Raw genomic sequence first — 24,971 nt, 5'->3', positions numbered from 1 at the left:
AATCTTAGTTATTGAGAGTTTGTTCTATGAGTGATGTAAACGGAAAAGTAAACCTACTTAATTTTGATCATAAAAGTATGCGTGAATACTTTGAATCTATTGGTGAAAAGCCATTTAGAGCTGATCAAATCATGAAGTGGATTTATCACTTTGGTTACAGTGACTTTGAACAAATGACTAACGTTAATAAGAAATTACGTGAGAAATTACAGCGCAGCTGCGTAATTACAGCACCGGAAATTTCTGAAAAACAAGTGTCAGAAGACGGTACTATTAAGTACGCCTTAAAACTTGAAGGCGGACAGGAAGTAGAGACTGTTTGGATCCCTGAAAATGATCGTGCTACGTTATGCGTATCATCTCAGGTTGGCTGTGCGTTAGAGTGCACCTTCTGTGCTACAGCTCAACAAGGCTTCAATCGCAATTTATCTATGGCCGAAATTATTGGTCAAGTATGGCGTGTTGCTAATGATATTGGCGCAACCCGTATTGCCGGTACCCGCCCTATTACCAATATTGTAATGATGGGTATGGGTGAACCCTTATTAAATATGAAAAATTTAATTCCTGCCCTTGATACTATGTTAAACGATTTAGGTTATGGCCTATCTAAGCGTCGCGTAACAGTGAGTACCTCAGGTGTAGTACCTGCATTAGATATGCTTAAAGAGAAAATTGATTGTGCTTTAGCTATTTCAATTCATGCACCAAACAATAAGTTACGTGATGAACTAGTACCCATTAATAAAAAGTATCCATTGGAAGACTTCATTGCGGCGGCAGGTCGTTATATAGATGGTTCAAAAGCTAATAAACAAGCTACTATTGAATACGTTATGCTTGATCACGTTAATGACAGTACTGATCAAGCACATGAGTTAGCGCATGCCTTAAAAGGCTTACCGAGTAAGATTAATTTAATCCCTTTTAATCCATATCCAGGTTCGCCTTATACGCGTTCAAGTAACTCTCGTATTGATCGTTTTGATAAAGTATTACAAAGTTATGGATTAACTGTTATCACTAGACGTACACGTGGTGGTGATATTGATGCGGCTTGTGGTCAGTTAGCTGGTGATGTTTTTGATAGAACTAAGCGAAGTGTTATAAATGCGGCTAAGAACGCTGAAATAAGTTCATTGAAAAATGAGTCTAAAGCTGACACTATCTCTATAAAAATAGTTTAACCATTAGCATACTGATTTTTAGTGAAAAAATAACAATAAGAGGCGGTTAACGCATTGCATATTATCGATAAATTTCTGACTAAATGTATTCAGCTAACATTGTTAACTGCTATCTCTATCTCATTGTTAAGTGGTTGTATTACCCAAAGCTTTGAAAATAATGAGCCGATTGTAAAAAACCAAGCTAACCGTGATGAAATGGCGGCAACTCGTGTTTCGTTAGGCTTAGGTTATTTAAGAATGGGTGACATGTCACAAGCAAAACTTAACCTTGAGAAAGCGAAACAATTCTCGCCAGGTTTAGTACAAGTGCATACTGCCTTTGCTCATTACTATGAAACCGTAGGTGAAGGTACACTGGCTATCGAGTCATTTGAACAAGCCTTAACGATAAAAGCCGATAGTGCCGACACCTTAAATAATTATGGGGTGTTTTTATGTCGTCAAGACAAAGTTGCGGCGGCAGAAGTTCAGTTTTTAAAAGCGATTGCGGTACCGAGTTATTTACTCGTTTCCCAAAGCTATGAAAACCTTTCGTCATGCTATTTACAAATAGATAATTTTGAAAAAGCAGAGATGTATTTAAATAAGGCTATATTCCACAGCCCAAATAGAACAACAACCTTATTACAAATGGTACGTTTACAATATGCCATGGGAAATTACAAAGAAAGTAAGCGTTTCTTGCAAAAATTTGAGCGTAATACCCAACGTTTTACTGCCAGTTCTTTAGCGTTAGCATATAAACTTTATTGGAAGTTAGGTCAGCGTCGTACCGCTGGTAATTACGCTAACATGCTAGTGAAAATGTATCCTCAATCATGGGAAGGTAAACAATATCTACTTAATGAGCTCGAGTTTATTGAGTCAGATGAGTTAGCAAAGAAATATCAACTTACCCAAAAAGAAAAAAACCGTGGATTATCACCATCACAGAATAAGCGTGTGGTAAAACTTTCCCCGAAAAAATCAGCAAATACGCCTTATACTAGTAGTGTTAAAACAGTGACCCCAGCATTAACTGCTAATGAGGTTGTCGTTACTTCTACAAATGCTGCAGTTACAACTACAGCAATGACTAGCACACCATCACTAATAGCAGACACTACTATAACTGCAATGGGGTCAGGAGCTGCTTTACTTACGGCTACTGCAGCAGTGGCAATAGTTACTTCAAATGACACAGCAGTGGATTCAAGTGGCACGGTAGTGACTAACGCAGAAGAAATTACGCCGATAGCGACAAGTAAAGAAGCAGAAAAACTTGCCGCTGTAGTGACAGAAATAGCCGTAGTGGCTCAACCCGTTTCAAGTGCAATAGAGCCGACTTCAACAAAGCCTATACCAGCGACACGTGATGTACCTCTACCAGAAGCGTTACCGAACATAATCGAAGCTCAAGTTATCACTGCTGAAACCACAACAGTAGATAAAAAAATGGCTGACGAACTTGAGATTGTTGTGGCGACATCAACCACTGCTATCATCGATGAAGGTGCTGAAAATAGTGCTAAAAAGTTTGTTGATGATATTGAAATGGTTGATTCTCAAGACGCTTTTCATAAAGTATTACCAGGTGAGAATCTTTATAGTATATCGGTGAAATATAACGTTAAGCTAAAAAGATTACGTCAGTGGAATAATATCGCCGAGAAAAATAAAATCCGTATAGGCGATAAACTCTATGTGGTCGATCCTCAAACAGTGAACAATATTAATGAATAATGAAGTATCCCCTGAAAATAAAGCAGGTAACGAAGAACAAAGTACTACTCCTGAAATAATCACTGAGCTAAGTGAAGACATGGAAATGGTGAGTCCTGGGACTATGTTGCGAGAAGCTCGCGAAGCATTGTCATTGTCACAGGAACATATTGCCAGTAAATTAAACTTCAAAGTTGGTATTGTTAAAAATATTGAAGACGATACTTTCGATCCCTTAATGCCGGTTACTTTTAATCGAGGCTATTTAGTTAATTATGCTAAATTAGTTGGCGTTGAAGTAGAAGATGTACTGGCAAGTTATGATGCTCTTGATGCCGCTACAATTCAGCGTACCGAGATGTTGAGCTTTTCTAGAGAAACAGCTAAACAAGCAGAGCATAGCAGGGTAATGTGGTTAAGCTATCTTATCGTGGCAGTTCTCGTTGGCTTGACCATTTTATGGTGGCAGCAAGAGAGCAGACAACAAGAAACTGACACATCAAAAGCTATTTCAAGCACGACAATAGTAAAAGGTGTCAGCGATGAAGTTGCTGTAAAAGACCTTGAATCAACCTATTTGAGTGAAGAGCAAGCTAATGGTAATACTCAAGTAAACGAAAATAAAAGTGACGTAGAATTAGGTACACAGACTGAACTGTCTACTAGTGACGCTATTTCCAATGAGAGTAGTGATCCGAGTAAAAATAATATTGAGACATTAACCGTAGTGCCAGCAATAAGCACCGCTGTGTTTACCTTTAATGGTGATTGTTGGGTGAATATTTTTGATGCTACGGGTGAACGAATTGCTTGGGGTGTCAAAAAGTCAGGCTATGTAATGACCATTCAAGGTAAAGCGCCGCTAAGTATTACCGTTGGTAAACCAGAATTAACAAGTATTACTTTTAATGGACAACCAGTAGATATGTCGGCTTTTAATGTTGGCAACATTGCTAAATTTAATTTGCCAATTGTTGAGTAGTCTTTAATCTAGATTATCCTCAATCAATTGATTACCTTCTAGAAAAACCTTATATAAAGAAAGATTATGTTTAAAGAATCTCCAATTATCCGTCGAATCTCTCGCCAAATAATGGTAGGAAATGTACCTGTTGGTGGTAATGCGCCAATCACTGTGCAATCAATGACAAATACATTGACTACTGATGTAGCCGCAACCGTTGCGCAAATAAAAGCATTGGAAGCCGTTGGAGCAGATATTGTCAGAGTAAGCGTGCCTACGATGGACGCAGCAGAAGCTTTTCGAGAAATCAAAAAGCAAGTTAATGTGCCTTTAGTGGCTGATATCCACTTTGATTACCGCATCGCGTTAAAAGTTGCTGAGTATGGTGCGGACTGTTTGCGTATTAACCCGGGTAATATTGGTAATGAAAATAGAATTCGTAGCGTGGTTGAGTGTGCTCGAGACTACAATATCCCTATTCGTATTGGTGTTAACGGCGGTTCATTAGAAAAAGATATTCAAGAAAAGTATACTGAACCAACACCTGAAGCATTGCTAGAGTCGGCGATGCGTCACGTTGATATTTTAGACCGATTAAATTTTCACGAATTTAAAGTGAGTGTTAAAGCGTCAGATGTTTTTTTAGCGGTTGAATCTTATAAATTATTAGCAAAACAAATTGATAACCCATTACATTTAGGAATAACCGAAGCCGGCGGTTTACGATCTGGTTCGGTAAAATCTTCAGTTGGGTTAGGAATTTTATTAGCACAGGGCATTGGCGATACAATCCGTATATCCCTTGCCGCTGATCCAATTGAAGAAATTAAAGTAGGTTTTGATATTTTAAAATCACTTAAATTACGCAGTCGTGGTATTAATTTAATTGCTTGTCCAAGTTGCTCTCGTCAAGAGTTTGATGTGGTGTCGACGGTAAATGCGTTAGAACAACGTATTGAAGACATTATGACACCAATGGATGTTTCAATTATTGGCTGTATTGTTAATGGTCCTGGCGAGGCTATGGTGTCGGATCTTGGCCTTACGGGCAGCAGTAAAAAAAGTGGTTTCTATTTAGATGGTATACGTCAAAAAGAGCGTTTTGATAATAATAACCTTGTTGATCAACTAGAGCAGCGTATACGTGCAAAAGCACATGCGATCACTGAGCGCCAAGATGAAAAAAACAAAATAGATTTTAAATCAGTCGATTAATTACTATCCCAATAAAAGGAAACTAATAATCCTATGGTTTATTAGCACGCTTTTATTGGGTATACTGCGCGCTGCGCAAATTTAAACCGTATTAAGTACTAAAAGTCTGTCTAAACATGGCTGGCTTGTCGGTATTTTATAAAGACATAAGAAAGAGAGACCCCTCAGTGGCTAAACAAAAGGCTCTACAAGCAATTCGTGGCATGAATGATTGCCTCCCAAGTGAAACCAATATTTGGCAAATGGTTGAAGCGGTACTACGCCGTGTTGCCAGTAATTATGGTTTTGCTGAAATTCGTATGCCAATTGTTGAGTCAACAGCACTATTTAAACGCGGTATTGGAGAAGTAACCGATATTGTCGAAAAAGAAATGTACACCTTTGATGATTTAAATGGCGATAGCTTAACACTGCGTCCAGAAGGTACTGCAAGTTGCGTTCGTGCTGGTAATCAACATGGCTTACTATATAACCAAGAGCAACGTCTTTGGTATATGGGACCGATGTTTCGCCATGAAAGACCGCAAAAAGGTCGCTATCGCCAATTTCATCAATTTGGTCTAGAAGCCTTTGGTATCGCGACTCCAGATATAGATGCAGAAATTATTTTACTAACTTCGCGCTTATGGCGGGAACTTGGTATCAGTGAATTTGTCACACTAGAGTTGAATTCATTAGGATCGAATGACGAACGTGCTAATTATCGCGAAGCGTTGATTGTTTATTTACTTGAACATGAAGAGTTATTAGACGAAGACTCTAAGCGTCGTATGCATACCAACCCGCTAAGAGTGCTGGATAGTAAAAATCCGCAAGTGCAAGAAGCCTTAGTTAATGCGCCGAAGTTATCGGAACACTTCGGTGAAGAAACGCAAGCGCACTTTGAAACGTTATGTGCTCGATTAGATGCAGCAGGTATTAAGTATGTATTGAACGAGCGTTTAGTACGCGGTTTAGATTACTATAACCGTACTGTGTTTGAGTGGGTTACTACAACACTTGGCGCACAGGGTACTATTTGTGCTGGCGGACGCTATGATGGTTTAGTTGAACAACTCGGTGGTAAAGCAACGCCGGCCTTTGGTTTTGCCTTAGGCATTGAACGTTTAGTCTTGATGCTAACGGAGTTAGAAACGATTACCGATGTACGTCCTCAGGTAGATGCCTATGTGGTTATATTAGGTGATGATGCGCAAGTTGAAGCGAACAAGTTAGCTGAACTGTGGCGTGATCAATTACCAGAGTTAAGATTGCAATGTCATTGCGGTGGCGGCAATATGAAAAAACAATTAAAACGTGCTGATAAATCAGGCGCAAAAATCGCGTTAATCTTAGGTGATAATGAAATTGCCGAAGAGAAAATTATGGTTAAATACTTACGCGGACAAAAAGAACAGGAAAGCGTGGAATTTTCTAAAATTTCAAGTTTATTATCTGAATTAATATAAGAGCTTAAAGCCAAGGTGATGTAGTGGAAATTTATCAAACAGAAGAACAACAAGTAGAAGCGATTAAAAGTTACTGGCAACAAAACGGTAACACAATAATTGCGGGTATCGCTTTAGGATTTGCTGGCTTTATCGGTTTTAATCTTTATCAAGATAATAAGTTTGAACAAGAGTTAGCTGTATCAGATAGTTATCAAACACTGATTGAACAGAGCGGTAAAAATGATAAAAACTTTACTGCTAACGGCGAAAAATTTATCAGTGAAAATGGTACTAATAGTTATGTTACTTTAACGGCTTTGGCCCTTGCTAAAGAGTCAGCGACGCATAAAGATTGGGAACAAGTTCAAAAGCAACTAACTGCAGCGATTGAGTCAGCGCCAACTGATGGTATTAAAGCTATCGCAAGTTTACGCTTGGCACGTGTACAAGTTCAGCTTGAACAATATTCAGATGCTCTTGTAACGTTAAACAGTAATTTACCTGTATCATTTACTGCTGCCATTGAAGAAATTAAAGGTGATGCATACTTGCAACAAGGGAAAAACGAACTTGCTCGAAGTGCTTACCAAGCTGCTATTGCTGCTGATGGTATTGCCACAAGCCCAAGTTTACAAATTAAATTAGATGATTTAGCACAAGTAACTACATTACCTGTCACTGAGAAATTAGTGGTGGAAGCAGTAGTAACTGAGCCTGCAGCTAAGTAAGTTAAGGCTACTGTTTGGTAAAATTATTTACTTTTGTTAATAAGGCACACTATGCGTTGTTTTGATAAAAAAATTTTTAAAGGTCTTAATGCTAAAAAAGTACTAGCTATTGTCTTGTTGTCTTCAAGCTTATTTGCGTGTTCATCAAATGATGACGAAGACCCTAGTACTAAAATAGCAGAGCTCTCCGACTTAGATAATGCTTTTGATGTGGAAGTTTTATGGGATCGTAGTGTAGGTGACGGTGTTAGCGATTACTTTTCACGAATAAAACCTATTGTTGCTTACAACAAAGTTTATAGCGCTAGTCGCATGGGCGATGTGATTGCTTTTGAAAAAGAAAGTGGTAAGAAAGTTTGGCAAGCCGATTTAAGTGACATCAATAACGAACGAAGCTTCTGGGATAGTCGTGTTTCGGCTTTAGTTGCTGGTGGCCCGGTAGCAGGACTTAATAAAATCTTTATTGGTACTGAAAACGGTGATGTTTTTGCACTTGATGCAGAGACAGGTGAATTGGTCTGGCGAGCTAAAATAAAGGGTGAAATTATTACTCCTCCGGCCATTGATTCTGGCATTTTAGTGGTAAATTCAGCCTCTGGTATACTTAAAGCGTTTGATGCTAATACGGGTGATGACTTGTGGGAAGCTGAGCAAGATGTGCCTGCATTGACGTTACGTGGTATTAGTACACCGGTTATTGCATCAGGTGGTGTATTAGTTGGCTCAGGCAAGGGTGCATTAAGTGTTTATATTCTTGAAAAAGGCCAAGCAGGTTGGACGACAGAAGTCGGCGAAGCAACGGGCTCAACAGAATTGCAACGCGTTATCGATGTTGACTCAGCGCCAGTAGTTTTTGGCGATAAAGTTTACAGTATCTCTGCCCGTGGAAACTTAGTTGCTGTTGATTTAAAATCAGGACGCATTTTATGGAAACGCCAATATTCGTCATACCGACAAATTGCTGTTTATCGTAATGATATTTTTATTACCAATACTCGTGGTCATATTTATGCCCTTAATCGTAATGATGGTATTGAACGCTGGAGTAATTTAGAGTTGACAAACCGTGGCGTAACGGGACCTGCAGTAGTTGATAGATATATTGTTGTTGGTGATTTTGAAGGTTACTTGCATTGGCTAGAGCAAGAGACTGGTGAAATAGTTACACGCCATGAAATCGATAGTAGTGGTATACATTCAACGCCAACAGTAGTTGATGATAAAATATATAGCCAATCCCGTGATGGTGACTTACAAGTTATTATTACACCAAATATTGTCAGTGCTGCGCAATAAGTTGCACTGTTTTTAGCGGCTTTTTTTTCTAAGAAAAGCAGCTAGAATTAATAACGGCTCCTATGCTAAATGCATCTGGAGCCGTTGTTTGTTTTTAGTAATATCATTTTTAGTCATAAGACCTTAGCTAATCGAGTTGAGTGTTTTATATATTCTCTTTGATATTTAGTTTTTATTTGTTTTGAAAAACCATGCGTTACTCGCTTGCATGGTGATTCCTTTGAGGTACTCATGCTTCCTGTAGTTGCTCTAGTTGGCCGTCCTAATGTCGGAAAATCAACATTATTTAACCGTTTAACCCGTAGTCGCGATGCTCTTGTAGCCGATTACCCAGGTCTAACTCGCGATCGTCAATACGGTCAAGCCGAAGTTGAAGAACATCCTTTTATTGTTATTGATACTGGTGGTATAAATGGCGATGAAAAAGGTATTGATGTGAAAATGGCTGAACAGTCATTGATGGCGATAGAAGAAGCCGATGCGGTACTGTTTTTAGTTGATGCTCGTGATGGTTTGACCGCGGCTGATCATGGTATTGCTGATCATTTACGTAAGCAAAATAAAAAAATATTCGTAGTTGCCAATAAAATTGATGGTATCCATGGCGATTCAGCCGTAGCTGAATTTTACTCGCTAGGTTTAGGCGAGCATGTGCATCAAATTGCTGCTGCCCACGGACGTGGTGTTACACAACTTTTAACGATTGCATTAACGCCTCATATTGAAGCACTTGGCCAACCAAAAGCCGAGAAATCTGAAAATGATGAATTCTCAGGTGAGTTTGACGTTGAGTTGACTGAAGAGCAGCTTGCCAAAAAGCTTGAAGGTGAGCCACAAGAAAATGACAAGATAAAATTAGCAATCATCGGTCGTCCAAATGTTGGGAAATCAACACTAACTAACCGTATATTAGGTGAAGAACGTGTTGTTGTTTTTGATATGCCCGGTACAACCCGTGATAGCGTTTATATTCCAATGGAACGTAATGGTCGTGAATACACTTTAATTGATACCGCGGGGATTCGTCGTCGTAAGAATGTGACTGATGTTGTAGAGAAATATTCAGTGATTAAAACCTTGCGTGCAATTGAAGACTCTAATGTTTGTCTTCTTATTATCGATGCTCAAGAAGGTATTAGTGATCAAGATCTTAGCTTACTGGGATTTATCCTTGAAGCAGGGCGTTCATTAGTCCTTGCAGTTAATAAATGGGATGGCTTAGAAGAACATGAAAAAGATCGTATTAAAACTGAACTTGATAGACGTTTAGGATTTATTGACTTTGCCCGTATTCATTTTATTTCGGCACTACATGGTACCGGTGTTGGCCATTTATTTGAGTCAGTGGAAGAAGCCTTTGTTTCAGCAACGAAACGCATATCCACGGCAATGGTTACTAAGATATTAGATATGGCTATATTTGATCATCAACCGCCTATGCATAACGGTCGACGCGTTAAGTTGAAATACGCTCATGCTGGTGGTTATAATCCGCCTATCATTATTATTCATGGTAACTTAGCTAAGAAATTACCAATGTCTTATAAACGCTATTTAATGAATTATTACCGTAAGTCATTAAAAATGATGGGTACGCCTATCCGTATACAGTTTAAAGACACCTTGAACCCATTTGCCGGCAAGAAGAAGCTTAACTTTACTGAGCAAAAGAAAATTGCTCGTTCAATACAAGGTTATAAAAAAGATTAAAGTTGATTTGCAACTTGCTAGTTAATAGCAAGTTGCAATCTTAGCCTTATTTTAATAAGGTATCGTATACGCTCCTTTTACCTTATTGAAAAATATGGCTGAACAAGCAATTTTGATTGATCCATCTAAACCTTCTGCACGTAACCTCGGCTTTTTGAAAGCGGGTGCGCCTATCACGATTGATATTTCTACGCCGGCTGGACAAAAAAGAAAGTTTAATACCTTTTTTATTGGATATTTACCTAAAAAATATGTACTTATTGAATTTCCCGAGGCAAAAAGATTAGGTACTTTTTCTCAGTATATTGGCCAAGGTACAGTTATTACTGTGCGTGGGCTTATTGAAGGACGCGATGGGGCAGCGGTTGCCTTTATTAGTACTATTAGACAAACCTTACAAATTCCCTCACGTATTATGGTGCTAGATATCCCTAATACCGTAACATTACAGCAATTACGTTCTTCTGTACGTATTGATACTAAAATCTCAGCTAAAGTAAAAATTGATGATGTCTATTGGAAAACGACCATGACAAACATATCGGTTGACGGTGGTCAGCTAGATATTATCAATGGTGAAAAATTAGTACTGGCAGAAGATAAAATAATTGATATTGTGGTGGAGACGAGTGAAGGGGACAACAACCTTAAACTTAACGCGACCGTTTGTAATATTAAACAACAAGTTGACGGTTTATCTTTTGGTGTTAAATTCAATCGGGTAAACAAACAACAAGTGATTGATTTACTCTACGTAGCTCTCGCCCAAGATGACTAAAGGATTACTATTGTTTTATAAATTCCAGCTTTTAGGAAAGGGTTGATTAATCCCTTTGCCATAACTTCACTGTTCTTGTTAATCCACAATCATGCTCGATCTCCCTGTTATTACTCATGCTTTTAAATGTTTTGTTCTTTATGTCAGGTAATTTTACATTCCTAAACGCTACAACTATCCTCATAAACTGATTTTATTCTATTTTACTGATCTATATGTATTTTAATTTCTTGGCATTATTTTTGCTGTGTAGGGCCTAGTAGGGGTAGGCTCTATTTATCTAAATTAATCGAAGGAAAATAAATGAAGTTATCTAGTTTGAAATTTGTGGCTGCAGCAGCCCTTTTGTCTTTATCTAACTTGGCGAATGCAGGTTTACTGCTTGTCGAACAATATGATGATTTCTGGTCAAGTGATGTGAATACTCTTATTGATTATGCTGAAAATAACAATGCGAGTACTTCTGCTTACTGGGGAGAAATCGACTTTACTGATGATCCAGCTGGTTTTGCAGGAGATATTGCTGGTAGTAACCCATGGCCTTCAGCCACAGATGCTGGCGCAATAGGTACTGGTCATTCAGTAAATCAAACTTTTTTTGCGCGTATCACAGGTCAATTTCTAACTGCGGCTGATGATGATTTTTTCTTTAGAACTTTTAACGATGATGGTTTATTTTTATACATTGATGGTGAGCTTGTAATAAACGATCCTAGCCTGCATCCTGAAAGACGCTTCGAAGGCACTAAGTTCTTAACCGAAGGTGTTCATAATATTGAGTTGTATTTCTTTGAAAATGGTGGTGAAGCTTCATTAGAGTTCTCAATAGCTGATTCATCACGCAATTTTGCACATTTTAATGATGCTAATGGTCCTGTTACTTTAGTACCTGAACCGACAACGTTAGCTATTTTGGGATTAGGTCTACTTGGTTTAATATCAAGAAATAAGCGTAAGAATTAATATAGCAATTGTTATGAAATAGCAGATATAAAAAAACGCGATTTATTCGCGTTTTTTTATATCGTTGCAAAGTATAAAATAACAATAAAAGTAATTAATATTGGGTTTAAGATAATTATTCTATTACTTTAGCGTTAATGCTCCCATCACTTAGTTGCACACTAATTTGTTCATCAGTAGATAGTTGCTCTACTTTAGTAATCACTTCATTTTTTGTATTACGGGTCACACTATAACCGCGCGCTATCGTGGCCAATGGACTAACCAATTGTAGTTGCTCAATCAAATGCACAAAACTGTCACTTTTATGTTGTATTAAATTTTGCATTGCTTGCGTGAGCCTATGCATATTTTGACTGGTTTGCTCCTGTTGTAATTGGATGTTTTTTGCTGGAGAGTGCTGTAATAGTCGCTGATTAAGCTGCGCAGGCTTATTTTTTATTTGGAGTATATTACGCTTCATTGTTTGCTTTAGGCGTAAGCACAATTCATCAGCTTTCTGCTGTTGTAATTGTAGCTGTTGTTCGGGGTGAACTTGCGATAAACGATGCTGAAAATAATTTCGTTCATTAGTTAAATACGCTAACTTACCTTGTTGTGCTTTAATCAAACGTTGTTTAAGCATAACTACATGGTTAATAAGCTCACTGCTATCACTTGATACTAACTCCGCGGCAGCAGATGGCGTTGGGGCACGTAAGTCGGCGACATAATCACTGAGCGTAGTATCAATTTCATGGCCTACGGCGCTAATCACAGGTAATACACTGTTATAAATGGCCTGCACCACACTCTCTTCATTAAATGGCCATAAATCTTCTAAGGAGCCACCACCTCGACCAACAATGAGTACATCACATTCGTTACGGCTATTAGCATTTTCAATAGCATGACAAATATCACCTTGAGCATATTCACCTTGTACAAGGGAAGGGTAGATAATAGCTTTGATATTGGGATTACGACGTTTAAGTACCGTTAAAATATCTTTTACCGCTGCACCTGTCGGTGAAGTAACAATACCGACACAGTTGATATGTTTTGGTAATTGCTTTTTATGCGATAAATCAAAAACACCTTGGGCATTCAGTTTATTTTTTAACTGCTCATATTGTTGGCGTAATAAACCCGTGCCGGCATCTTCCATGTGCTCGATAATTAGTTGAAAGTCACCACGTGGTTCATATAAAGAGACTTTTGCGCGTACCAGTACTTGTTGGCCATTACTGGGTGTTGCCCCCGTACTTAAACGGACACGCCTATTGCTGCCTTTAAACATGGCACACTTAACTTGCGACTTGGCGTCTTTCAATGATAAGTACCAGTGACCTGAACTGGCGGCAATAAAATTTGATACTTCACCCGTTAACCAAACAGTATTGAGTTCGCTTTCTAGAATAAAGCGTACTTTTTTCGTTAATTCACTTATTTGTAAAATATGCTGTTGGCTCATAATGGCAAGAAAGCAGGGCTTAATAGTTGAGAATATTAACTATTATTTATTGAATAGGGTCATCTTTCAATTTATTTTCATCATTAAAAACTATTTAGGCATTTTATACCCGTTCTACTTCAATATGCTAGTTCAGAAACACAGAGTAATTTCACTTCTAGGCGTATCAATTATGTTATGGCATTCCCTTACAAATTGATGCAACAACGAAGTGATGCCGCTCTGTGTTTCCCTTTGGGTAGGCTTTAAAATACTTTATGCTGCGTTATCCATTTTATGAAGGGAACAACCATTCCTAACAATGAATGCCTTACCTAAAGTTTTTTAAATTCCCACTGAATCGAGCCTATTGAGGTGGAGCGGGTATATTTGCCTATTTTTATCGATATTTGATAAAAATAGGTTTACCTAAAACAAGAAAACGGTTAAAATTCTGCCGCAATATTCACTCCCTAACCAACCCTTTTAGAGAGATGTTGCGATGCTAAGAATTGCCCAAGAAGCTTTAACTTTTGATGACGTACTACTTGTACCTGCTCATTCAACAGTACTCCCACATACGGCTGATTTAAAAACCAAATTAACCCGTAAAATTAACTTAAACGTACCGATGATTTCTGCGTCTATGGACACAGTAACAGAGTCACGCCTAGCGATTACGTTAGCGCAGGAAGGTGGTTTAGGTTTTATTCATAAAAATATGACCATTGCTGAACAAGCCAAACATGTTTCTAAAGTGAAGAAATATGAGAGTGGTATTGTTTCAGACCCTGTCACCGTAAGTACTGATTTTACGATTGAACAAGTCATGCACCAAGCTGATGACTTGGGTTTCTCAGGTTTCCCTGTTGTAGATGATAACAACAACTTAGTTGGTATCATTACCGGTCGTGACTTGCGTTTTGAAACAGATTTAACTAAATCGGTTTCTTCACTTATGACAGTTAAAGAAGATTTAGTGACTGTTAAAGAGGGGGCTGCACGTGAAGAAATCTTAGGTTTGATGCACAGTAACCGTATTGAGAAAATCTTAGTGGTTGATGATGCTTTCAAATTGGTCGGTCTTATTACTGCAAAAGATTATCAAAAAGCTGAAAATAAGCCAAATGCATGTAAAGACGAACTAGGTCGCTTACGTGTAGGTGCTGCTGTTGGTGTTGGTGCTGGAACTGATGAGCGTATTGACGCATTAGTTGCTGCGGGTGTTGATGTTTTATTAATTGATACCTCACATGGTCACTCTCAAGGCGTTCTTGATAGAGTTAAAGAAACACGTGAAAAATACCAAGATTTACAAATCATTGCTGGTAACGTAGCTACCGCTGCGGGTGCAAAAGCAATGGCTGATGCCGGTGTTGATGCTGTAAAAGTAGGCATAGGCCCTGGTTCAATCTGTACTACACGTATTGTTACCGGTGTTGGTGTACCACAACTAACCGCTATTTCAAATGCAGTTGAAGGCTTAAAAGGTACTGGTATTCCAGTTATCGCTGATGGCGGTATCCGCTTCTCTGGCGATATTGCTAAAGCACTTGTTGCTGGCGCACACTGCGTTATGGTTGGCAGCATGTTAGCTGGTACTGAAGAAGCACCTGGTGAAGTTGAACTTTACCAAGGTCGCTACTACAAATCTTATCGTGGCATGGGCTCTTTAGGCGCTATGGCGCAAAAAGATGGTTCAAGTGATCGATACTTCCAAAAAACTGATGGCGAAGCCGACAAATTAGTACCTGAAGGTATTGAAGGTCGTGTTGCTTATAAAGGCCCAGTTTCAGCTATTATTCACCAGCAGATGGGCGGTTTACGTTCATCAATGGGCTTAACGGGTTGTAAAGATATTGAAACAATGCGTACCAAACCTGAGTTTATGAAAATAACATCAGCAGGCATGGGTGAGTCACACGTACATGACGTAACAATCACCAAAGAAGCGCCAAATTATCGGATGGGCTAAACAGAACAACTTATTTCTTTGCTAGTTAACACAATAGCGGCATCAGCAGTACTCACTGACTATCGTCAGCTCCGTGCTTCTTCTTTGCTCTTGTGCAAACTAGCTTCGAACTAAACTATTCTTCATTGCTTTTTGGTAAATGAAAACAAAAAATTCAAGCAGGCTGAGTTGACATCTCATTGAGATAACAACTCAGCCTGTTCATTTTATAAATAGTTAAATAAAGTAGGAAAACAACATGAGTAAAGACATTCATGATCACCGAATACTGATATTAGATTTTGGTTCTCAATATACTCAGCTTATCGCACGTCGCGTACGTGAAATTGGCGTTTACTGTGAACTTTGGTCTTGGGATGTAACTGAAGAGCAAATCAAAGGCTTTAACCCAACAGGTATTATTCTTGCTGGTGGCCCAGAGTCAGTAACTGAAGCCGATTCTCCTCGTGCACCTGAATATGTCTATACCGCTGGCGTACCTGTATTAGGTATTTGTTACGGTATGCAAACAATGGCTGAGCAACTTGGCGGGGGCGTTGAAAGCTCTACTCATAAAGAGTTTGGTTATGCTGCGGTTGAGCTAATTGCCCAATCGGCGTTATTTAACAAAGTTGAAGACAGCATTGGTGATAACGGTAATGCTTTACTAGACGTTTGGATGAGTCACGGCGATAAAGTCTCAGCTATCCCTGAAGGTTTTGTTACCGTTGCACAAACAGCAAGTTGTGCTTATGGCGCAATGGCTAACGAAGAGAAGAAATTTTACGGTGTACAATTTCACCCAGAAGTAACACACACTAAACAAGGTGCTCGTATTTTAGAAAACTTTGTTGTTGAAATTTGTCAGTGTGAAAAGTTATGGACTTCAGCATCAATCATTGATGATGCAATTGCTAAAATGAAAGAGCAAGTGGGTGATGACGAAGTTATACTAGGTCTTTCAGGTGGTGTAGATTCATCAGTAGTTGCTATGTTATTACATCGTGCTATTGGCGATAAACTTACCTGCGTATTTGTTGATAACGGTTTACTTCGTTTAGACGAAGGCCAGCAAGTCATGGATATGTTTGGTGACCACTTCGGTTTAAATATCATTAAGATTGAAGCAGAAGATAGATTTTTAGATCGTTTAGCGGGTGAAAGTGAGCCAGAAGCGAAACGCAAAATTATCGGTAATGTATTTATTGATGTTTTTGAAGAAGAGTCTAACAAATTAGAAAATGCTAAATGGTTAGCGCAAGGTACTATTTACCCTGACGTGATTGAATCTGCAGCTTCTGCTACCGGTAAAGCACATGTAATTAAGTCTCACCATAACGTAGGTGGCTTACCAGATTACATGAAGTTAGGTTTAGTTGAGCCATTACGTGAATTATTTAAAGATGAAGTACGTAAAATTGGCCTAGAGTTAGGTTTACCTTACGACATGCTTTATCGCCACCCGTTCCCTGGACCTGGTTTAGGTGTTCGTATTTTAGGTGAAGTGAAAAAAGAATACGCTGACTTATTGCGTCGTGCGGATGCTATCTTCATTGAAGAGCTTCACAAACATGACTTATACACCAAAGTTAGCCAAGCCTTTACCGTTTTCTTACCTGTTAAATCGGTAGGCGTAATGGGCGATGCACGTAAGTATGACTGGGTTGTATCATTACGTTGTGTTGAAACAATCGACTTTATGACCGCACGTTGGTCACATTTACCATACGATTTCTTAGGGTTAGTTTCTAACCGTATTATTAATGAAATTGAAGGTATCTCACGCGTAGTTTACGATATTTCAGGGAAACCGCCTGCGACTATCGAATGGGAGTAATTTAGTCTTAGACTAGTTAAATCAGCCAACTTCGTTGTCGAAGGTACTCACTGACTAACGTCAGCTCCGTGCATTCTCCTAGAATTTGAATGATTTTCCGTCGCCTAATATCTAAATTAAACGCTTAATAATATATATTGATAAAGCCCCAAGGTTGAAAAACGTTGGGGCTTTTTTTTAACAAGAACCAGACAAGGAGCTCAAACTAGTTGGGATTTTAGCAAAGCGTTTGAGTTTTTAATTTTTGAGGTTATGTTCAGGATGAACGGTATGTCGCGATGGCATGGATGCCAAGGAGAGATGATGACTATAAGTGATGGAATTAAAAGCGAGAACAAAGCAGCTAAAATTACAAATAGGAAGAGCGTAATTAAGATGACTATTGAAAGATTAGAAACTAAACCAAGAATGAGTCGTATCGTTAAGCACAACGGTACTATTTACTTATGTGGTCAAGTAGCAGCAGATGCCACTAAAGACATCACCGAGCAAACGCAAACTATGCTTGATAAAGTTGATGCACTATTAACGCAAGCAGGAAGTGACAGAGAGCACATCTTATCTGCGACGATCTACGTTAAAGACATGAGCTACTTCGCTGATATGAACGCTGTATGGGACGCTTGGGTACCAGAAGGGCATGCACCAGCACGTGCTTGTGTTGCCGCTAAAATGGCGCGAGAAGCTTTGCTTGTTGAAATCTCAGTGGTTGCTGCAGAAATATAAAAAACAGTCTATTCTGTCAGTCCTTTAATATTAAGCCTATTAAGTTATTTTAACGAATTCAACTGGATAGGTTTTTAAGTTTTAGTCATAATTATGACTAAAAAACACTTCAAATTATTACAAATATCCTACATACGTATGTAGTTGTTTCCTGCCTAAAAATTAGTTACATTTCCCTCATTATCTATACTCAATAAAAGAATAATTAAAGGAATAATTAAATAAGGAGGGTAAAATGCGCAATCTTTTTATATTCATTTCTATCTTTTTATTTTCTTCTGTCGCTCTCTCCGCGGAAAAGGTGACGCTTCATTTTTGGCATTCTTATGCTGCTGGGGGCTTTTACAAAGAGTTATCTGAAAACTTTACCAAACAGCACCCAAACATAAAGATAATTACCACAAACTATCCAACCGACGATCTTAAAAGCACTATTGTTTTGTCTATGTTTAAAAATGAAGCACCTGACATGGTGTTATTTCCTAGCGATTTACTGGGATATTATAAAGTACTGAAGTTAGGTGAAGTTCCTGCACATTGGTTCAACAATAATACTGAGTCAGCCGCAATTCAAGCAACTGGAAAAGGCAATGAACTCTTTGGCATACCGCTTTATCAGGGTAACCATTTAATGCTCTATTACAACAAAAGTCTTGTTGATACACCCGCAACTACCTGGCTAGAAATGGCGAATCAAGTGACTATGCTCGAACAAAAAGGCGTTAAACCTCTTGCGATGCGAGTTAACAAAATGTACTGGTTTATTAGTTTCTTAAATGCCTACAACGGCTTCTCACTGGTGAATGATGAAGTAGTCATAAATGAGCTAGCGATGAAAAAAGCATTAAAAGCCTACAAATTTTTATTGGATAAAAAATTGACTGAAAAAAGTTGTGATTTTGATTGTACCAATGAACGGTTTTTTAGTGGTGAATTTGCTTATTCATTTAATGGCATATGGTCATATAGAGACGGTAAAAAAAGGTTAGGCGATAACTTTGCCATTGCAGCACTTCCTACTATCGACGGTTTACCTTTAAAATCAATGCGCTCAACTACCGTGTTGGCCTTTCCTAATAATTCTCTGCACAGTGAAAAAGCACAGGCTATCTTTACTTTTTCAAATTATTTGCAAAGTGAAAAGGTTCAACGACATTTTTACCAAAAAAATGGTCAGATCCCAGTTGATGCTAATTTAGTCAAAACATTGCAACTCCAAGGCAGTGAAAATCAAAAAATAGTATTAAAGTTATTAGAAAATACCTTTGCTATGCCTACCTCAGCAGCAATGTCGGCAGTTTGGCCTGGTATGGCATTAGGGGTTGAATTATATCTAGCTGGGGAGTTAACCGCAGATAAAACCGTTATCTTTATTCAGAAAAAAATAGAACATGAGCTGTATAAAATCAAACAATTAGAAGGAGTTACGCATTAATGTATCTTCAGCGTTTTAAAACCATTTTACCTCTGATGTTTATGCTGTTTTATTCCAGTTCTTTACTGGCAAAAACTCAGCTCGTTTTATGGCATAGTTGGGTTGAAAATAATTCGCTTTGGCTGAAAATAAAACAAGATTTCAATGCGGAACATAAAGATATAGAACTTAAAATTAATGGCTTTGCCCATGAAGAAATGAAAAAATCGATTATTTTATCTGGCTTTAAAAGTAAGTCAGCCGATATTATTTTGATGCCATCAGACTGGCTTGGTTATCACAACGTTATGCAGTTTTCGGTGATTTCTAAAGACATTATCAATCCCGCAGTTAACCCTGTTGTTATTGATCAGACAACCTTTAAAAATGAGATATTGGGTATCCCTCTCTTTCAGGGAAATCACTTATTGTTTATGTACAATAAGTCTTTGGTAGATGACCCCGCTACCACATGGGAAGCCTTGGTTAATGCCAGTGAAGATCTTAACAAAAAAGGCATTAAGCCAGTAGCCATTAATTATAATGAAATGTTTTGGTTTGTGCCTTTTATTGATGCTTTTGGTGGCTTTCCTGTAGATAAAGAAAAGGTAAAGTTAAATACTGCCGCAACGGTTTCTGCCCTTAAGTATTATAAATATTTAGCTAAAATAGGCGTACTTGATAAAGACTGTACTTATCAATGTGTGAGTACTGACTTTTATCAAGGGAAATTTGCGTATTCGTTGTCTGGATCTTGGACATATAAATTGGCGAAAAAAGCCCTCGGTGATAATTTAGGCTTAGCGCCTTTCCCCACCTTAAATGGTCATGAATTTAAACCAATGAAAGGTAATTTAGTCATAGCCTTTCCAAAGCATTCATTACAAGGCTCGAAGCATGATGCGTTGGTAAAATTTAGTCATTTTATTCAACAAGAAAAATATCAACAGCTTATGTTCGAAGAAAGCAGTGTTTTCCCTGTTAACGTAGCGGTAATGACTAAAATTTTAGCTCATGCGGATAGTGATTTTAAGTTCTCATATGCGCAGTTTCAGCGAAGTAGGGCTTTACCTGCTAGTACGTCTATCCCTGCTGTGTGGAATGGCATGTATAAAGGATTTATGCTTTATATGCAGGGGGAGTTAAGTGCAAAAGAAGCTGCCATTTACATGCAAAAATCGGTAGAGCGTGAACAGATGATCTTGAACAGGAAGCATCATTAATGTTCATAAATCTTTTTAAGAGTTTACGACAAACATTATTCATTTGGACATTTGTTTTTTCATTATTGCCGCTCTATTTTTTCTCTAATTATTTGATAGGAGAGTTTCATCATATTCAAATCAATGAGCAAATAGAAAAGCTAGAACTGCAAAACTTAAACGTAGCACAATCAGTCGAATTTGAACTGCAATTACTCACCAGTGATTTAATACAAACCTCGCAAGATGCAGATGTAATTTTATCGGCTTATATTGGTGTCTTTGGTCAAAAAGCACGTGAAAAATTAAATAGATTAACGTCGCGAAACTCTTTGTTCAGTGCGGTGATGTTAATTGATAAGTCAGGATGGATTGCCGAGGCGTCACCGAGTAAGGCTGAATTGATTGATGTGAGTGTGTTGTTGTCTGAAATAGATAAGCTCTCTAAAGATCAATCAACGGTACCGCAATATATTGTCAAAATAATAAAGTCTTCACAGCTTAGTAATTCATTGCGTAATAAAGCCTCTATTCATAATGAAATTTATCAAGGAAAAACTCCTAGCGATCATATTTTACTTTATATATCACCGCTAATATTTACTGACTCTGAAACCTTAAATACCGGCTATTTGGTTGGATTGGTGCCGATGGAAAGAGTGTTTGATAATTGGCAGGCAAAACTCTCGAATAGCCAGTTAATCGATCTATCATTGGAAAACGAATCTATTGTAAGTCGTGATGCTGGCCTTGCTGTGAGTGATGAGGCAGAGATTATTGCGGTAAAGACAAATATTGTGATAAATAAGATCACAGCTTCTAATCGAGAGTTAACCTCAGATCTTGTTGAAAATAAGAAACACCTCATATTACATGCGAATGTGGAGCGTGATAAAGCGAATGCTTTACAAAAAGTACGTACTGTTATTGAGAAATTTAATTTTCTCACGGTGTTTATCTTAATTATAATTATTGTCGTCAATGTTTATATTATTCAAAAAATACTCAACCCATTAAGTAAATTATCACAAGTGATTACTGAGTATGCCAATGGGAATTTGCACCCAGAGCGACCTGAACTTTTCTTTAATGAAATTAGTCAAATCATTGATGTATTAGCTGAAATGGCAAAACGTATTCAACTCAATAATAAAGAACTAGAGCAAAGGGTTAAGCAAAGAACGTATGATTTACAACGTGCTTATAATGATCTAACGACAACTAATGAACAACTTAAAGCAATGCAAAAGCAGTTGGTAGAATCTGAAAAAATGTCTCAGTTAGGTCAGTTAGTTGCCGGCGTCGCTCACGAAATAAATACACCAATAGGTATTGCTGTTACAGCTGCCACGGCACTAATGGATAAAATAGATCTGCTTGAAAATGACTTTAGCCAAGGGAAATTGACTAAATCGAGAATGGAAACAAGCCTCAAGTATCATAAGCAATGTAGTGATTTAATTTATAATAATCTGAATCGAGCCGCCACATTAATTCAAACGTTTAAAGAAGTTTCTGTCGATCAAAGTAGTGAAAGTCGTCGAGTGTTTAATCTTTATGATTATCTGCATGAAGTCATTGCGAGTTTACTGCCAGAGCTGAGGTCTTATCAGGTGCAGGTGACTATTGAAGGAGATCAATCTTTTGAATTTGATAATTTTCCCGGTACCTTTGGACAGCTACTGACCAATTTTGTGATAAATTCATTAAGGCATGGCTTTGATAAAAATATCCAGCACAGTATTGTTATCAAATTTACCCTGGATGAAGAGTTTATTTATCTGACTTATCAAGATGATGGGCTCGGTGTTTCAGAAGAGGTGTTACCTAGAATATTTGACCCATTTTATACGACCCAGCGCAATAAAGGGGGAACTGGGTTAGGACTAAATATTGTTTATAATTTAGTGACTCAACGTCTTAATGGCTCAATAACGTGTACTAGCGTGGTAAATGAAGGTATCAAATTTTCAATTAAAATACCGCAAGTCATATAGCGGTTAAATTATTTATCCCTCCCGAAAAATGCTCATTTTTACCGTGATAAAACAACACTGATGTTAACTTAGATGCTAACTGAAATCCTATAGCGTGTTATCGTATAAAAACAAAGTATGTTGTTGGTAAACTTAGCTAATACAACAGTTAATTAAATACCTAAAACAAGGATAAGTAATGATTACACTCTATGGTTTTGGAAAGTGTTTTAATGTAATGGACGCAAGTCCATTTGTCGTTAAAGTCGATCTTTTTATGCGTATGGCGAATATTCCCTTCCAAGTTAAAAGTGGTGCTAAATATTTAAAAACATCGCCAAAAGGCAAATTACCTTTCATTGATGATGGCGGTAAAGTAGTTGCTGACTCCGAAGCAATAGTGAGTTATTTAACAAAGCACTATCAGGTAACTTTAGATACTGAGCTAACGTCAGAGCAAAAAGCACAAGCCTATTTAATCACTAAATCATTAGATGAAGGTCTTTATTGGTGTTTGGTTTATTCTCGTTGGGTCTTAGACGATAGTTGGCCGTTTGCCAAAAAGGCCTTTTTTGGTAAGTTACCAGCACCACTGCGTTGGTTTATTCCGAGTATTATCCGTAGAAAAGTAAAGAACAACCTCCATGGTCAAGGTGTCGGTCGTCACTCCCCTGATGAAATTCTTGCTATGGCAGATAAAAGCCTAACATCACTCTCCACGCTGTTGGCTGATAAAGACTTCTTCTTTGGCGAACAGCATACATCGTTTGATGCGGTAGTCTATTCGCATTTATGTGAGTTTATTTCAGTACGCTTTGATTGTGGTTTTGAAAATGTATTCACTAAACAAGCCAAAAATTATCAAAATCTAGTACAATTTTGCCAACGTATTGAAGACAAATTTTACCAAGAGAAATAAATGACCATAAATCTTTCTAATAACTACCGTGATCTTGGCGAAAGCTTTTCACAGAAAATTATGCCTGACCCTGTAGCGCAGCCCTCTTTGTTATTATGGAATGCACCGTTAGCTCAAGTTTTAGGTCTTACCTTTGAACAAAATAAAGATGCTGATTTATTAGCGCAGTACTTTTCGGGTAATCAATTACTTGCTGGCAGTGAACCAATTGCCCAAGCTTATTCAGGTCATCAGTTTGGTCAATTTAATCCGCAGCTTGGTGATGGTCGCGCGCATTTATTAGGTGATGTTGCAGATGCTGATGGACAGCGTTGGGACATTCAACTTAAAGGCTCAGGTGTCAGTCAATTTTCAAGACAAGGTGATGGTCGTTGTGCCCTTGGACCCGCCTTACGTGAATACATTATGAGTGAAGCGATGTTTGCCCTTGGTGTGCCTACTACGCGTTGTTTAGCTGTGGTTACTACCGGTCAAAGTGTTTATCGCGATAGGCCTTTTGCTGGCGCAATTGTTACCCGTGTCGCGGCCAGTCATATACGCGTAGGAACTTTTCAATATTTTGCTGCGCGTGGCGATACTGACTCACTTAAAAAGCTGATTAATTATTCTATTAATCGTCATTTTCCAGAGCTACTTGTTGAGTTAGGTGCCGATACATCAAAAGGTGCGGATGACAATGAAATTAGTAGCCAACAAGTACTTAACTTTTTTTCAGCCGTTTTATCAAAGCAGATTCCTTTAGTCTTGTCGTGGTTAAGAGTTGGCTTTATCCATGGCGTCATGAATACAGACAATACGACTATTTCTGGGGAAACAATAGATTATGGTCCTTGCGCCATGATGAATACTTATCATGCGGAAACTGTTTTTAGCTCCATTGACCGTAATAGTCGTTATGCATTTGGCAAACAGATAAGTATTATGCAGTGGAATATGACGCGATTGGCAGAAACATTATTACCGTTAGTCGATAGCGATGAAGATGATGCAGTAGCACAACTTCAACCGCTATTAGCACAATTCCATCAAGAGTTTGAACAAGGTTATTTGATTATGATGGCGGCTAAAATTGGTATTAATGAACCTGAAGAGGGTGATGGTAAACTTATTAGTGAGTTAATTGCCATCATGCAAAAAAACAGCCTGGATTACACGCAAACCTTTACTGCATTAACCGCCTCATTAGTTGATTCACTTAACGATGACTCTATTGAAGAATCTTCATTTACCGTGCTTAGTGAGTGGCTGCCAGATTGGCAAAAACGTATCGCAGGATTTAAAACTGCTGCGCATAAGTTAATGCTGAGCAATAATCCGGTTGTTATTCCAAGAAATCATGATGTTGAAGCTATTTTAGCAACAAGCCAAGCTTCTTATCAAGAAAAGGGCGACTTAACAGCATTGCATGAGTTTTTGGCGGTATTGCGACAACCTTATACAACAGTAGAAAATACTAAAAACTATCAAAATTCTCCTGCTGATGGTGATGAAAATTATCATACTTTCTGTGGTACTTGATCCGTTATTAAGGTTTAC

19 protein-coding genes are annotated in these 24,971 nt (G+C 38.1%); 18 read left to right on the top strand and 1 reads right to left on the bottom strand.

The features are described 5' to 3' along the window. The first annotated feature begins 26 nt into the window (after window positions 1–26). The 10 genes from CXF71_RS19485 (at window position 27) to CXF71_RS19440 (ending at window position 11,975) form a co-directional block, all read left to right on the top strand. Window positions 27–1,187 carry a bifunctional tRNA (adenosine(37)-C2)-methyltransferase TrmG/ribosomal RNA large subunit methyltransferase RlmN gene (locus CXF71_RS19485; RefSeq protein ID WP_101234584.1) on the top strand — a complete coding sequence of 387 codons (1,161 nt, stop codon included), beginning with the start codon at window positions 27–29 and terminating at the stop codon, window positions 1,185–1,187. Window positions 1,188–1,241: 54 nt separating this feature from the next. Continuing rightward, a complete protein-coding gene (pilW, locus tag CXF71_RS19480; protein ID WP_232771552.1) occupies window positions 1,242–2,912 on the top strand; it encodes a type IV pilus biogenesis/stability protein PilW in 1,671 nt (556 codons plus the stop codon). Next, window positions 2,905–3,873: a RodZ domain-containing protein gene (locus CXF71_RS19475; protein ID WP_101234583.1), complete on the top strand. Its 969-nt coding sequence runs from the start codon at window positions 2,905–2,907 to the stop codon at window positions 3,871–3,873. The genes pilW and CXF71_RS19475 overlap by 8 nt, the downstream gene beginning before the upstream one ends. A gap of 66 nt (window positions 3,874–3,939) precedes the next feature. After that, complete coding sequence (ispG, locus tag CXF71_RS19470; RefSeq protein ID WP_101234582.1) at window positions 3,940–5,070, top strand: flavodoxin-dependent (E)-4-hydroxy-3-methylbut-2-enyl-diphosphate synthase; 1,131 nt, start codon at window positions 3,940–3,942, stop codon at window positions 5,068–5,070. A 167-nt stretch (window positions 5,071–5,237) separates the two neighbouring features. After that, complete coding sequence (hisS, locus tag CXF71_RS19465) at window positions 5,238–6,518, top strand: histidine--tRNA ligase (RefSeq protein ID WP_101234581.1); 1,281 nt, start codon at window positions 5,238–5,240, stop codon at window positions 6,516–6,518. A gap of 23 nt (window positions 6,519–6,541) precedes the next feature. Beyond that, a complete protein-coding gene (locus CXF71_RS19460; protein WP_101234580.1) occupies window positions 6,542–7,228 on the top strand; it encodes a YfgM family protein in 687 nt (228 codons plus the stop codon). A 51-nt stretch (window positions 7,229–7,279) separates the two neighbouring features. Then, on the top strand, window positions 7,280–8,524 hold the full coding sequence (bamB, locus tag CXF71_RS19455; protein WP_101234579.1) for an outer membrane protein assembly factor BamB: 1,245 nt from the start codon (window positions 7,280–7,282) through the stop codon (window positions 8,522–8,524). Between the two features lie 231 nt (window positions 8,525–8,755). Beyond that, window positions 8,756–10,234 carry a ribosome biogenesis GTPase Der gene (gene der, locus CXF71_RS19450; protein WP_101234578.1) on the top strand — a complete coding sequence of 493 codons (1,479 nt, stop codon included), beginning with the start codon at window positions 8,756–8,758 and terminating at the stop codon, window positions 10,232–10,234. 94 nt (window positions 10,235–10,328) lie between these two features. Continuing rightward, complete coding sequence (locus CXF71_RS19445) at window positions 10,329–11,012, top strand: PilZ domain-containing protein (RefSeq protein ID WP_101234577.1); 684 nt, start codon at window positions 10,329–10,331, stop codon at window positions 11,010–11,012. A 303-nt stretch (window positions 11,013–11,315) separates the two neighbouring features. Continuing rightward, a complete protein-coding gene (locus tag CXF71_RS19440) occupies window positions 11,316–11,975 on the top strand; it encodes a PEP-CTERM sorting domain-containing protein (protein ID WP_101234951.1) in 660 nt (219 codons plus the stop codon). Between the two features lie 115 nt (window positions 11,976–12,090). Here CXF71_RS19440 and xseA read toward each other — a convergent pair whose 3' ends face one another. Then, window positions 12,091–13,428: an exodeoxyribonuclease VII large subunit gene (xseA, locus tag CXF71_RS19435; RefSeq protein WP_101234576.1), complete on the bottom strand. Its 1,338-nt coding sequence runs from the start codon at window positions 13,426–13,428 to the stop codon at window positions 12,091–12,093. Between the two features lie 481 nt (window positions 13,429–13,909). Between xseA and guaB the strand changes: the two genes are divergently transcribed. The 8 genes from guaB to CXF71_RS19395 all read left to right on the top strand — a co-directional run bounded on the left by guaB (window position 13,910) and on the right by CXF71_RS19395 (window position 24,953). Further along, window positions 13,910–15,382 (top strand): IMP dehydrogenase, encoded by a 1,473-nt coding sequence (guaB, locus tag CXF71_RS19430; protein ID WP_101234575.1) that lies wholly within the window; start codon window positions 13,910–13,912, stop codon window positions 15,380–15,382. 238 nt (window positions 15,383–15,620) lie between these two features. Next, on the top strand, window positions 15,621–17,198 hold the full coding sequence (guaA, locus tag CXF71_RS19425; protein ID WP_101234574.1) for a glutamine-hydrolyzing GMP synthase: 1,578 nt from the start codon (window positions 15,621–15,623) through the stop codon (window positions 17,196–17,198). Between the two features lie 375 nt (window positions 17,199–17,573). Then, the gene (locus CXF71_RS19420; protein WP_101234950.1) at window positions 17,574–17,924 is read left to right on the top strand and encodes a RidA family protein; all 351 of its coding nucleotides are present in this window, start codon (window positions 17,574–17,576) and stop codon (window positions 17,922–17,924) included. Window positions 17,925–18,159: 235 nt separating this feature from the next. Further along, complete coding sequence (locus CXF71_RS19415; protein ID WP_101234573.1) at window positions 18,160–19,359, top strand: sugar ABC transporter substrate-binding protein; 1,200 nt, start codon at window positions 18,160–18,162, stop codon at window positions 19,357–19,359. Further along, the gene (locus tag CXF71_RS19410; protein ID WP_101234572.1) at window positions 19,359–20,561 is read left to right on the top strand and encodes a sugar ABC transporter substrate-binding protein; all 1,203 of its coding nucleotides are present in this window, start codon (window positions 19,359–19,361) and stop codon (window positions 20,559–20,561) included. The genes CXF71_RS19415 and CXF71_RS19410 overlap by 1 nt, the downstream gene beginning before the upstream one ends. Continuing rightward, the gene (locus tag CXF71_RS19405; protein ID WP_101234571.1) at window positions 20,561–22,537 is read left to right on the top strand and encodes a sensor histidine kinase; all 1,977 of its coding nucleotides are present in this window, start codon (window positions 20,561–20,563) and stop codon (window positions 22,535–22,537) included. Before CXF71_RS19410 ends, CXF71_RS19405 begins: the two co-directional genes overlap by 1 nt. Before the next feature lie 178 nt (window positions 22,538–22,715). Next, entirely contained in the window at window positions 22,716–23,435 is a 720-nt protein-coding gene (locus CXF71_RS19400) for a Tom37 metaxin N-terminal-like domain-containing protein (protein WP_101234570.1), read from the top strand. Further along, the gene (locus tag CXF71_RS19395; protein ID WP_101234569.1) at window positions 23,436–24,953 is read left to right on the top strand and encodes a protein adenylyltransferase SelO; all 1,518 of its coding nucleotides are present in this window, start codon (window positions 23,436–23,438) and stop codon (window positions 24,951–24,953) included. The last annotated feature ends 18 nt before the right edge of the window (window positions 24,954–24,971 follow it).

The organism is Colwellia sp. 12G3, assembly GCF_002836775.1.
In the GTDB taxonomy this organism is placed as follows: Bacteria; Pseudomonadota; Gammaproteobacteria; order Enterobacterales; family Alteromonadaceae; genus Colwellia.
Note: the sequence above shows the minus strand (reverse complement) of the source record. Positions and strands in the feature narration are given on the sequence as shown.